Raw genomic sequence first — 12,537 nt, forward strand, 5'->3', positions numbered from 1 at the left:
AGCCTCGGTGGACCAGGTCGCCACCGGCTCGAACCTGGTCAACCAGGCCGGCGCGACCATGGGTGAAATCGTCGCCTCGGTGCAGCGGGTCACCGACATCATGGCCGAAATCGCCGCCGCCTCGCAGGAGCAGTCCGCCGGCATCGAGCAGGTCAACCAGACCATCACCCAGATGGACGAGACCACCCAGCAGAACGCCGCATTGGTCGAGGAGGCTTCCGCCGCCGCGCGCAGCATGGAAGACCAGGCGCGCCTGCTCAGCGAAGCGGTGTCGGTGTTCGCCATCCGGAACGATGCGATGGACGCGCGGCTCGCGGACGCATCGCAGGGACGAACCACCGGCGCGCTCCCGTCGCGGCCGCCCGTCTCTCCCGCGAAGGGCGTGCGCGCGCTCCAGAAGAACGCCCCGGCGCGGCCCGCACCCGCGCAGCCGGTCGCTTTGCCTCATCCTTCGCAGCGCACGCGCTGAGCCGGTCAGGGGCCGGCGGGAACCGCGCGGCGGCGCGTTATCGCTCCGCCTGCCGCGTGGTCACCAGCCGCAGGAAGGCTTCGTGCTGGTAACGGCTCATCCGCAGTTCCTGTCCAGTGTCCAGGGTGACCACGTGGTGGCCGTTGAACCATGGATGGATCGCCTTGACCCGGCGCACGTTGATGATCGCCGAGCGGTGGATGCGGGCGAAGTGCCGCGGGTCCAGGCGTTCGGCCAGGGTGGACATGGTCTCGCGCAGCTCGTGCACGCGATCGGCCAGGTGCAGTTCCACCGTGTTGCGACTGGCCTTTATCCAGACGATGTCGTCCACCGGCACCAGCACCACGTGCTCGTCCACGCGCACCGGAATCCGCTGCAGCCAGGCGTCGCGCTGGCGCAGGTCCTCCAGTGCCTGCAGGATCCGCCGGGATTCGCCGCCGTTCGGCGCGCGACCGGCCGATAGGCGCTCCTTGGCGCGCGCCAGCGTCGCCGCGAAGCGTTCGCGGCTGAACGGCTTGACCAGGTAGTCCACCGCGTTGGCCTCGAACGCCTTCACCGCGTACTGCTCGTAGGCGGTGACGAACACCATCGCCGGCATCCGCGCCTGGCCGATCGCGTCGACCACTTCGATGCCGGTCATCGCCGGCATCTGGATGTCCAGGAACACCAGATCCGGCGACTGCGCGCGGATCGCCGCCAGCGCCGAGGCGCCGTCGCCGCATTCGCCCAGCAACTCGATGTCCGGATCCGCGCGCAGCTGGCGGACGATCGCATGCCGGGCGATCGGCTCGTCGTCCACCACCAGCACGCCGATGCTCATGCGGGCACGTGCTCCGGCACGTCGTCCAGTTCCTCCAGCGGCCGGTAGGGCAGGCGGATGCGGCAGGCCACGCCCTGCGGCCAGGTCATGTCCAGGCGCAGATCGGCGTCCTCGCCGTACAGTTCGCGCAGGCGCAGGCGGGTATTGGACAGGCCGATGCCGTGGCCGCCGGGGCTGCCGCCTTCCTCCAGCGTGCTGTTGCCGTTGCGCACTTCCAGCAGAAGCTGATCGCCTTCGCGCCGCGCCTCGATCTCGACACGATCGGCGCCCACCCGCTGGCCGATGCCATGGCGGATGGCGTTCTCCACGATGGGTTGCAGCAGCAGGCTGGGCACCGCGCCATCGAGGGTGTCCGGAGCGATGTAGATCTGGGTGGTCAGGCGGTCGCCGTAACGCTTGCGCTGGATGCCCAGGTACAGATCCAGCAACGCCAGTTCGCGCCGCAGGGTGATCTCCTGGCCGTCGTAGTCCTCCAGGAACGCGCGCAGCAGATCGCTCAGCCGCAGCAGCATGTCCTCGGCGCTGACCTTGTCCTCGTCCAGCAGGGTGACGATGGCGTGCAGGGTGTTGAACAGGAAGTGCGGCTGCAGCTGGGTCTTCAGCACCTGCAGCCGCGACTGCGCCAGTTCGGTGGCCAGCTGGCTGGCTTCCAGCTCGCGGCGGGCCTTTTCGGCCTGGAAGCGCAGCGAGTGCTGGATGGCGACCAGCGCGCAATAGGTCACCACGCCGATGGTGATGTACTTGGTGAAGAACTGGAAGAGCTGTTCGCCGAAGGAGCTGGGCTCGAAGAAGGTCGAGATGAAGGCGCCGGCCACCATCGACAGCAGGGTCAGGCCGCTGGCGGCGAACAGATGGAACAGCAGCGGCCCGGCGCGGTACGGCGGCTGCACGGGATGGCGTTCGGCCAGCCGGAACACCCACGGCGCCAGCGCGGCCCAGATGTACCAGACGATGATCGACCAGCGCAGATAGTCGGTGAGCGCCCACAGTTGGCCGGAGGCCAGGTCGTCGATGATGCCCTGCACGACAAACACCAGGGTCACCGGCAGCCACAGGGCCAGGTAGCGGGCCAGTCCTATTTCGATGGTTCCCAGGCGGATCTTCATGCGGGTATCGCGGCGGGCGGCTGGCAAAGGGGCAGGGCATCCTAAGCGCACTTCGGCGCAAACAAAAAGCGAGGGGCGCTTCACTACGATTGGGAACACGGCCACGACGATTCGTCCCGCATCCGTTGCCGGGAGTGCGCGGGACGCCGCCTGATGCACGCAACGGCGGCCATGGCGGCGGCCGGTTGCCCCCGGAGACTCCACCATGCGTCAGCGTCATTCCTTCCCGATGGCCGCGCTCGTCGCGGCACTGATGATCCTTTCCGCGACCACCGCATCCGCTTCGGAGCCCGCGGCGTCGACCGGGATCCGTTACCTGGCGCTGGTCAACCGCGCCCACGACGGCATCGACCGGCTGGAAGTGGCCGAACCCGGCAGCGGCGCGTTCCAGGAAGTGCCCCTGGGCGAAACGGTGCGCGGCGGCGGGGATTCCTCGACCGTCGAACTGCGCGGGACCGGATGCCGCTACGACGTGCGCTTCACCTTCCGTACCGGCCGGCGCATGGTCTACGAGAACGTCGACGTCTGCCGGCTGCAGGCGCTGCGCGTGCAGCCGCCGCCGCGCGACCGCCTGGATCGGCGCCAGGCCACCACGCCCTGAGCCGACGCGTGGTTCAGCCGGCCGGGAAGCGCGCCGCGCGCAGCCAGCCGCGCGCGCTTTCGCGGGCCCGCGCGGCCTCGCCTTCCAGCCATTCGCCGAAACAGGCGATCTTGCGGCTGGCGTGTCGCGCCACCGGATAGGTGAACCAGAACGCGCGGCCATCGCCGGCGACGTGCGGATGCGCCGGCACCAGCCGGCCGGCGGCGATTTCGTCATGGAACAGCAGCGGCGAACCGATCGCGATGCCCTGGCCGGCGATGGCCGCGGCGATGTCCAGGTGTTCGGCGGACAACTGGGTGGCGAAGCGTTCGGGCGGCAGGGGCGTGTCGGCACCGACGCCGCGGAACCACAGCGCCCACCAGTCCGGCCGGCCCAGCAGCGGCACCGGCGACGATCGTTCCGGCCTCGCCAGATCGGCGGCGGCCTCGCGCAGCGCCGGCGCGCACAGCGGCATGAAGATGCTGGGGAACAGTTCGACGCTGCGCAGGCCGGGCCATTGCCCGTCGCCATTGCGGATCGCCGCGTCGAAACGGCCGCCGCTCAGATCCTCGGCCTGGGCCGACAGATCCAGCTCGATCGCGATGTCCGGATGGCGCCGGCGGAAACCGCCGAGTTTCGGGGTCAGCCAGCTCGCGCCGAGGGTCGGCAGGGTGGTCAGCGACAGGCGCGCCTCGTTGACCGCGGCCGCGCGGCTGAAACTCGCGCGCAGCGCGGCGAATGCGCGGATCGCTTCCTGGGCGACGATTTCGCCGGACTCGGTCAGTTGCACCCGGTTGGCGCCGCGCAGGAACAGCGGCGCGCCAATCTGCTGTTCCAGCCGGCGCACGTGGTAGCTGACCGAGGCCGCGGTGGTGTCCAGCTCCTCGGCCGCGCGCGCGAAGCTGCCCGACCGCGCGGCCGCCTCGAAGGCGCGGATGGCGGCTAGCGACGGAAAGCGATGGGGTTCACCGACCATAAGTGCGGCTTAGTCTGGGCACCGAGGTTCGCGTGGTCAACGTGCGCCGTGGCGCGCCAGCATGGCGGTGAATCTTCCTGCCACCGCCGGGACCGCCATGCCGAACGCCACCTCCCTCGAATTCGATGCGCAACGCCGCCGGGTACTGCTGGCGTTCGCCGCGGGCACGGCCTGCGCGCTGCCCTGGCCCACGCCGGCCGGCGCCCAGGCCAGCACGCGGCCGGCCGACCCGCGCGCGGATTGGCGCTGGCTGGTCGGCAACTGGGACGTCCGGCATCGCCGGTTGAAGGAGCGGCTGGCCGGCAGCGATCAGTGGGAGTCGTTCGGCGGCCGCAGCGCGGCCTGGTTGACCCTGGATGGACTCGGCACCATCGACGACAACGAAATGGAACTGCCCGGCGGCACCTATCGCGGTCTGGGCATTCGCGCCTTCGATGCCGCCTCCGGCCAATGGGCGATCTGGTGGCTGGACGCGCGCAATCCCCGCCATATCGAGCCGCCGGTGCGCGGCGGTTTCAGCGGCGACGGGGGAAGCTTCATCGGGCAGGACACCCTGCGTGGCAAGCCGATCCTCATGCGTTTCCGCTGGCACGACATCCATGGCGCGCGGCCATGGTGGGAACAGGCGTTCTCCGGCGACGGCGGCGGCAGCTGGGAAGTCAACTGGCGCAACTGGTTCACCCGCACGGCGGCCGAGCCCACGCCGCTGCCGCGGTTGGCGGACGCGCCGGACGACTGGAATTTCCTGACCGGCCGCTGGCAGGTGCGCCACCAGCGCCGCCCGCGCCTGTCGCGCGCGGATCGCTGGGACGAATTCGACGGCACGTTTCACAACTGGCCGGTGCTGGGCGGCTTCGGCAACGTCGGCGACAACCTGATGCGGATGCCGGACGGCGACTTGCGCGGCATGGGCATACGCGCGTGGGATCCGGCGCAGGGCGAATGGTCGAGCTGGTGGCTGGACGGACGCATGCCGGATCGCATCGGCGCGCCGCTGCGGGGACGGTTCCGCAACGGCGAGGGCGTATTCACCGGCGAGGAGATCGTCCAGGACCGCGCGATCCGCACGCGGGTGATCTGGTCGCGGATCACGCCGCGTTCGGCGCGCTGGGAGCAGGCCAGTTCCAGCGACGGCGGGACGAGCTGGGACACCGACTGGATCAGCGATTTCACCCGCATGGGCTGAGGCGACCGTGATGACGATGCGATGGATGGCGATGTTCCTGTGGACAGCGCTGGCCGGCGGTGGCGAACCACCGGCGCTGGCGATCACCGGTCAGGTCGAGCGTTTCGCACCGGGGGTCGTATCCACGTCCTTCAGCGAAATACGCCTGACCCTCAGTCCGGACGGTGGCACCGCGATCTGGTTCAGCCGGGATCGGCCGGGCGGCGCGGGTGGCTACGATCTGTGGATGTCGCGCCGCACGGGCGAGGGTTGGTCGGTGCCGGCACCGTTGCCGTTCAATAGCGCGGGCCGCGATTTCGATCCGGCGTTCTCGGCGGATGGGCGCCAGCTGTATTTCTGTTCGGACCGGCCGGGCGGCCTGGGCGGTGACGATCTGTATCGGGTTGCGGTCACGGGCGACGGGTTCGGCGCGGTGGAATGGCTGGGGCCGACGGTCAACAGCGCCGGCAACGAGTTCGCGCCGATGCTCTCGCCGGACGGCGGCCGCCTGCTGTTCTCCAGCGATCGCGCCGGCGGTGCCGGTCGCCAGGATCTGTATCTCGCCGCGCGGGACGGCAACGGTTTCACCCCGGCGCATGGTTTGCCGGGCAGCATCAACACCGTCGCCGACGAGTTCGATGCCACCTTCCTCGGCGACGGCGCCACCATCGTGTTCAGCCGCGCGGCGGATCTGCGACGCGACCGCGTGGACCTTTACGTCGCCGCCGCCGGGCCGGGCGGATACGCGGCGGGACAACGCCTGGCCGATGGCGTGAATCATCCCCGCCACGACAGCTACGCGCCGATGCTGGACTGGTCGCAGCCGGATCGGCTGCTGTTTTCCGGAAAGCGCGACGAGCATGGCGGCATGGATGTGCTCCGGGTGGCTTACGCGCTGCCGGCGACGCGGTGAGGTTCGATTCCATGGTCGCGCGCGGCCGCGTGGTTGGCAGGGCGGGGACAGCGGCCTAACCTGTTGCCTTCGCCGCGACCGGAAGGCTGCATGTACAGGGAACGTGTAGTGCTGCTGGGCGTGGGGCTGGCCATCGCCGCGAGCCTGGCCGCGCTCGCGGGAATGGGCTATCTGGGCTGGCAGTCCGGCCTGCGCCAGGAGCAGGCACAGCTGCAGCGGCATGCGGAACGCGCGCTCGGACATACCCGCGAGGCATTCGTGGAGGTCGGGGCAGCATTCGAGGAACTCGCGCGTTCCACCGCCGCGCCGTGTTCATCCCGGCACATCGAGGAGCTGCGCCGAGCCACCCTCGGCACCCGTTCGGCCGAGGACGTGGCCTACTTCCGCGATGGCCGGCTGCGATGCAGTTCATGGGGCGACCTGCGCGATCACGTTCCCCGCGCCGTGGTCGAATTCACCACCGCCGATGGCATCGGCGTGAGCACGCGGGTGCAGCCGCGCATCCGCAACGCACCACCGATGCTGGTGCTGCATCGTGGCGACTACAGCGCGCTGGTCAATCCCGAGCGGCTGCTCGACGTGCTGGCCGAGGACGACGTGCGGATCGCGATCCGCGCGCCGGGTGAGCACCTGCTCACCGCCAGCACGCCATCGACGGCGTCGCTGCTGGCGCGGTGGACGAAGGATTCCAGCGGCACGGCGGCGGGCCAGTTGTATGGCGTGTCCCGTCGCGATGGCTGGCAGGCGATCGCCACCCGTCCGCTGGCCGGGACCACCGGGCGCCTGCGCACGGATCTGCTGAAACTGCTGCCCCTGGCGCTGATCGTGCTGGCGGCGCTGGCCACGCTCTCGATCCGGCTGATCCGCCAGCGCCTGTCGCCGTTGGCCGAACTGGAGCGCGCGGTGCGGCGCCGGCAGTTCATCGTCCACTACCAGCCGATCATGGATCTGCGCAGCGGCGCCTGCGTCGGTGCCGAGGCGCTGGTGCGCCGGCACCACGAGGGCAGGCTGGTTCCGCCGGACGAGTTCATTCCCCTGGCCGAGGAAAGCGGATTGATCGAAGCGCTCACCGATCAGGTGCTGGATGGCATCGTCGGTGATCTGGAAGCGGAACTGGCCGCCGACCGGGCGCTGCACATCGCCATCAACCTGTGCGCGGCGGACATCCGCAGCGGCCGTTTCCTGCGTGTGCTCGAACAGGCGCTGCCACGCACCCGGATCCGGCCGGAGCAGATCTGGCTGGAGGCGACCGAACGCGGCTTCATCGACATCGAGGCGGCGCGGGTGACCCTGGCGCAGGCGCGAGCGGCCGGCCATTCGGTGGCCATCGACGATTTCGGCACCGGCTATTCCAGCCTGCGCCATCTCCAGGATCTGCCGCTGGACGCACTGAAGATCGACAAATCCTTCGTCGACGCCATCGGCCTGGACACGGCCACCAGCCTGGTCACCGCGCATATCGTCGAGATGGCGCAGGAACTGAATCTGCATATCGTCGCCGAAGGCGTGGAGACGCCCACGCAGCTGGATTATCTGAAGACGCGCGGAGTGGATTACGCGCAGGGTTGGTTGTTCTCGCGACCGTTGCCGGCGGCGGATTTCATCGTCTTCCTGCGCCATTCACGCGAAGCGCATGGCGCCGGCCCGGAGGTTATCCGCCGCCCGGAACGCTGAGCGTGGATGGGTCGCCCAGTCCTCTCACGCAAGCGGAGGATTGAGCCGAATCCGTGGTCGTTTTTTCTTCGCCGGAAACAGAAGATGGATCCGGCCGCCGCTTCCACCCCTTCCCCCGCGTGCGGGGGAAGGTTGGGATGGGGCGCTCTCGGCGGGATAAGCGGTACGGAGAGATCCTGCCCCCACCCCGGCCCTCCCCCGCAAGCGGAGGAGGGGGCGCAATGCGTGTCCGCTCGTTTTCCTGCGAACCATGAAGGCAGGAGTTGTATGGGTGAATCGTCCGCTTTTCCGCCGCAAGCAGAAGATAGAGCCGGCTGCCGCGTCCGCCCCTTCCCCGCGTGCGGGGGAAGGTTGGGATGGGGGCGCTTTCGGCGGGATAAGCGGTACGGAGAGATCCTGCCCCCACCCCAGCCCTCCCCCGCAAGCGGAGGAGGGGGGGCAATCCGTGTCCGCTCGTTTTCCTGCGAACCATGAAGGCAGGAGTTGTATGGGTGAATCGTCCGCTTTTTTCGCCGCAAGCAGAAGATAGAGCCGGCTGCCGCGTCCGCCCCTTCCCCCGCAAGCGGAGGAGGGGGTGCAATCCGTGTCCGCTCGTTTTCCTGCGAACCATGAAGGCAGGAGTTGTATGGGTGAATCGTCCGCTTTTTTCGCAGCAAGCAGAAGATAGAGCCGGCTGCCGCGTCCACCCCTTCCCCCGCGTGCGGGGGAAGGTTGGGATGGGGGCGCTCTCAGCGGGATAAGCGGTAATGGAGACGTCCTGCCCCCACCCCAGCCCTCCCCCGCAAGCGGAGGAGGGGGCCCATTCCGTATTCGCTCGTTTTCCTGCGAACCATGAAGGCAGGAGTTGTATGGGTGAATCGTCCGCTTTTTCGCCGCAAGCTAAAGATAGAGCCGGCTGCCGCGTCCGCCCCTTCCCCCGCGTGCGGGGGAAGGTTGGGATGGGGGCGCTCTCGGCGGGATAAGCGGCAAGGAGAGATCCCGCTCCACCCAAGCCTCCCACGCAAGCGAAGCAGGAAGCCGAATCCGCGTTTCGTTCGCGTCCCCGCGAACCATCAGCGGAACTGACGTGCGGCGACGGCTGGCTGGAGAGGGGATCACCAGGCCGCCCACCGCACGTCAGTAGTACCCGGTGATGTTGAGGAACCAGCCCTTGTGGCGATAGTCGAGCTGGGTGAGATCGCCGCTGAAGTCGGTGAAGTTGTAGCCCACGCCGACCTTGAAGTTCTCGCGGATCTGGCGATCCAGACCGACCAGCCAGCCGCGCCGGTCGCCACCGTCGCGGACCTTCAGCCAGCGGTATTCGGCCAGGCCGTCCCAGCGTCCAATCAAGTGATAGCGGATCTGGAGCGCGGCGAAGTCGGTGCGGCTGTCCAGCCAGGCGCCGCCGCCGCGGCCCATCCGGTAGTCGCCCCAGCGCCCGGCCAGTTTGCCTGCCAGCTGCCAGCGGTCGTCGAGTTGCGCGGTGCCTTCGAACGACAGCACGTGCGAGCGCTGGTCGTATTGATCGGCCTCTTCCTGGCCCGGCGAAGCGCGGTCGTACAGGTAGGTGTACTTGCCGAACGCGGCCCAGCGGGTGTTGTCGTGCGGGCGCCAGGCGAAGCCCAGGTTGGCCTCGGCCAGCCGCGCGCCGGCGGCGGGATTGAGATCGTCCTTGGTGTCGGCGTAGTTGGCGCGCAGCGCCAGCCGCCAGTCCTCGTCGACCCGGTAGAACAGCCGGTTGGTGGTCACCCATTGGGTGCGCTGTTCGGCGCCGCGATCGCGGCGGTATTCCAGCTTGCTCGACCAGTCGGTGCGCGCATCGGTGCGACCGCCGCTCACGCTGTAGGCGCGCCGATCGACCCGGCCGTCGCGCGCGTCCAGTTCGCCGTCCATCACCGTGAAGCCGAGGTTCCAGCCGGGCGCGGGCCGGAAATCCAGGCCGAAGGTGTGGACGATGCCGTCGCCGTCGCGGCGGTTGTCGCGCAGGTACTGGCTCTCGTTGTAGACGTTGACCTGGTTGTTGAGGCGCCAGCGCTGGCCCAGCGTCCAGCCGGATTGGAGCGCGCTGTCGAACAGGCCGTCGCGCTCGGTGCGATCGCTGCTGTAGTGGTAGGCGCCGTACAGGGTGTGGTCCGGGCTCAGGCGGTATTCCGCGTCCAGCTTGCCGCCGTGGCCGCGGCTGCCACTGCTGACTTCCGCACCGATGCTGGAGCGATCGCCGAACAGGTATTTTCCGCCCAGGGTGAGCAGATTGTTGCGGTCGTAGCGGCCATCGTCGTCGTCCAGGGTGTACTGGCCGACGCCGTAGAGTTCCCACTTGTCACCGAAGCGCTGGCGATAGCTGAGCGCCAGCAGGGTGGCGTCGGCGTCACGACCGCCGTCGCGTTCGCTCAGGTGGCGCAGTTCGCCACCCAAGCGGCCGTCCTCGGTCAGCTGCCAGTCGAAGGTCAGCTGGGTCTGCTCCAGTTCCTGCGCGCCGTGCGAGGCGTGGCTGTAGCGTCCGTACAGGCTGAAGTCGTCGTTGAGATGGCCGAGGAATTCCGCGCCGTATTCCTCGATCGCCAGGCCGGTGTCCTGGCGGCCGATCGAGAAGCCGGCGTCGACGTCGCGCCACCAGGCGCCCATCGACCATTCGCGGCGGGTCCAGCCCAGTTCCTGCAGGTTCACGCGCGCCTCGACCATGCGGGCGTCGCCGGACCGCGCGCCGCCGACCGGGTTGCGCTGGATGAAGCTCAGGCCGCCGTTGTCGGAATAGAAGATCGGCGCGACCGTGGATTCGCTGCGGGTGGCTTCCATGCGCAGGTAGGTGCCGCGCCCGGCCTGCAGGGTCAGATCCGCGCCCCTGAGCGAGTAGTCGTCGCCGCTGCGGTTCTCGTCGACATAGGTCGCGCCGACCGCGACGTGATCGCCGAGCCATTGGCGACCGCGCAGGCCGACGGTGGCGTCGTCCGAATCGAAACCGGACGGCACGTATTCGTAGTCCACCAGCAGCACCTGGCGATAGCCGTCCAGCGGCGTGTCGCGGGTCAGGGCGCGCACGTTCTCGCGGGTGATCTGCGACAGCGCGCGGGTCAGGAACAGGCGGCCCTGCAGATCATCCATCTCGTAGTCCACGCCCGGCCGCAGGTTCACCCGCGCCTCGACCCGCCCGGTGGTCGGATCGCGCACTTCCATCACCACCTGTTCGGAACCGGGCAGCACATCGGTGTGGCGCAGGTAGTACAGGCTGCCGCCGGTGCCGAGGAATTCGGTGTGGCCGAGCGCGGTGCGCGCCTCGGCGCCGAACACCTTCAGCAGGCTGCGCGGATCGCCCAGCGCGGTGGCCGCGTTCGAGCGCCAGTTCAGCGCCGCGCCGTACAGGGCGCGGTTGTACTGCGCGTACTCGGTGCCGGTGAAGCCGGTGGCGTAGTTGCCCCACAGCGCCTGGTTCTGATCCCAGTCCAGGCGCAGGTACAACTTGCCCTGGGTGTCGACGTCGCGCCAGGTGCGCGAATCGTCGCCATACACCGGGTAGTACAGATCCGGATCCAGGCGACGGAAGATGTCGGTCGGACGCGCGTCCAGGAAGCCGTCGAACAGCCGATCCAGTTCGTTCTCCCAGGTGTCGGCCTGCGCGGTGAGCAGGTAGCGGCCCTTCCATTTGCCCTTCGCATAGAAGGCCAGCCGGCCCTCGCGCAGGAAGCCATCGTCCTGGCGGATGTCGCCGGCCAGCGCATCCAGCCCGCCGCTGGCCCTGCTGCGTGACAGGGTCAGATCCGCGAGCGCGGTGACAAAGGCGTAGCGGCCGCTGACATCCACGTCCAGCGGCGTGTCGGCGATCAGCCCCTGCGCCGACTTCACCTGCACCCGGTAGCGATGCGGGCCGACCGGCTGCAGGAACTCGGCGACGAACTTGCGTTCCTGGTCGATCGGGAAACCCTGGCCGTCGATCACCACCTGCATGCCTTCGGGAATGTCGCGGCCGAGGATGCGAACGCGGGATCCGTATACCGGGATGTTGCGCAGGCGCAGATCGCTCTTGCCGTAGATCGACTCGATGATCTGCGTCGACTCGGCGGTGGCCGCGTCCAGGGTGTCGGCATGGCTGCGCTGCACCTCGTCGCGCAGCACCTGCGCGCCACGCGCGTAGTCGCCGGGCGTCACCAGCTGGATGCGGCGCGGATGGGTTTCATCGAAGCTGCCGTCGGGCGCGCGGGCGTGCGCGACGTATTGCAGGACGTCGCCCGCCTGCAGGCGCAGCCCGGCCGGCAATGCGCCGTCCCAGCGCGCATCGGTCACCGCGCCGACCGGCAGGGTGACGGTGGCCAGCGGGGTCACCCGATCGGTGTCGTCGCCGCGATAGATCATCACCTGCAACTGGTCGTAGAACGCGGCGTAGTTGCTGTAGGCGTGGAAGCGCACCGGCTGGGTGATGCGGCCATCCTCGAACGGCGCCAGCGATCCGGCCTGGACGTTGAGGATGGGCTGGCCCAGCGCCGGATCCTCGGTGGCCCACAGGGTGCCGCCCTGCGGCAGATCCACGGTGAAATGCCCGCTGATGCTGGCCTGTCCCTCGGCCAGCACCTGGCTGGTGCCCTGATAGGTCTGCGCGGTCACGGTTTCCACCCGCCGGTTCCGTTGCAGCGCGCCCGCGTCGTCGCCGCTGGCGACGGGCTGACCCTCGCCATGCGCGCTGATCCGGAACAGCGCGCCCTGTCCGTTGCGGCACCCCTGCGCGTCGCATTGCACCTGCGGGGCGGACGGGGCCGATGCGGGGGCACCCGCCGGCCTCGTCTGCGCCGCGGCGGCGCCGGCCAGCGACAGGCCAAACGCGGCCAGGAACACACGGCGGGGAATGTGTTTGCTGATATCCATG

At 69.1% G+C, this 12,537-nt stretch carries 9 protein-coding genes; 5 read left to right on the top strand and 4 right to left on the bottom strand.

Features of this window, described 5'->3' with window-relative positions:
* A partial coding sequence (locus tag AC3DE2_RS10835) for a methyl-accepting chemotaxis protein (RefSeq protein ID WP_488426158.1) occupies positions 1-469 on the top strand: 469 nt, incomplete at its 5' end.
* A 37-nt stretch (positions 470-506) separates the two neighbouring features.
* Here AC3DE2_RS10835 and AC3DE2_RS10840 read toward each other — a convergent pair.
* Together AC3DE2_RS10840 and AC3DE2_RS10845 are read right to left on the bottom strand one after the other, a co-directional pair.
* A complete protein-coding gene (locus AC3DE2_RS10840; protein WP_488426159.1) occupies positions 507-1,289 on the bottom strand; it encodes a LytR/AlgR family response regulator transcription factor in 783 nt (260 codons plus the stop codon).
* Positions 1,286-2,395, bottom strand: coding sequence for a sensor histidine kinase (locus tag AC3DE2_RS10845; RefSeq protein WP_488426160.1), 1,110 nt, complete (start codon positions 2,393-2,395; stop codon positions 1,286-1,288). Before AC3DE2_RS10845 ends, AC3DE2_RS10840 begins: the two co-directional genes overlap by 4 nt.
* A 205-nt stretch (positions 2,396-2,600) precedes the next feature.
* Between AC3DE2_RS10845 and AC3DE2_RS10850 the strand changes: the two genes are divergently transcribed.
* Positions 2,601-2,996, top strand: a complete 396-nt coding sequence (locus tag AC3DE2_RS10850) for a hypothetical protein (RefSeq protein WP_488426162.1) — start codon at positions 2,601-2,603, stop codon at positions 2,994-2,996.
* A gap of 13 nt (positions 2,997-3,009) precedes the next feature.
* On the opposite strand, the gene AC3DE2_RS10855 is transcribed toward AC3DE2_RS10850, so the two are convergent.
* Complete coding sequence (locus tag AC3DE2_RS10855; RefSeq protein WP_295375267.1) at positions 3,010-3,951, bottom strand: LysR substrate-binding domain-containing protein; 942 nt, start codon at positions 3,949-3,951, stop codon at positions 3,010-3,012.
* 97 nt (positions 3,952-4,048) lie between these two features.
* On the opposite strand from AC3DE2_RS10855, the gene AC3DE2_RS10860 reads away from it, so the two are divergent.
* From AC3DE2_RS10860 to AC3DE2_RS10870, 3 genes are all read left to right on the top strand, one after another.
* Positions 4,049-5,137 carry a hypothetical protein gene (locus tag AC3DE2_RS10860; protein ID WP_488426163.1) on the top strand — a complete coding sequence of 363 codons (1,089 nt, stop codon included), beginning with the start codon at positions 4,049-4,051 and terminating at the stop codon, positions 5,135-5,137.
* A 10-nt stretch (positions 5,138-5,147) separates the two neighbouring features.
* Complete coding sequence (locus AC3DE2_RS10865; protein ID WP_488426164.1) at positions 5,148-6,029, top strand: TolB family protein; 882 nt, start codon at positions 5,148-5,150, stop codon at positions 6,027-6,029.
* Positions 6,030-6,119: 90 nt separating this feature from the next.
* Positions 6,120-7,703 carry an EAL domain-containing protein gene (locus AC3DE2_RS10870; RefSeq protein ID WP_488426165.1) on the top strand — a complete coding sequence of 528 codons (1,584 nt, stop codon included), beginning with the start codon at positions 6,120-6,122 and terminating at the stop codon, positions 7,701-7,703.
* Positions 7,704-8,819: 1,116 nt separating this feature from the next.
* Here the strand turns inward: AC3DE2_RS10870 and AC3DE2_RS10875 are convergent.
* Positions 8,820-12,536, bottom strand: coding sequence for a hypothetical protein (locus tag AC3DE2_RS10875; protein WP_488426166.1), 3,717 nt, complete (start codon positions 12,534-12,536; stop codon positions 8,820-8,822).
* Position 12,537 lies beyond the last annotated feature (1 nt).

This window comes from Pseudoxanthomonas sp. 68-E7, from assembly GCF_057773145.1.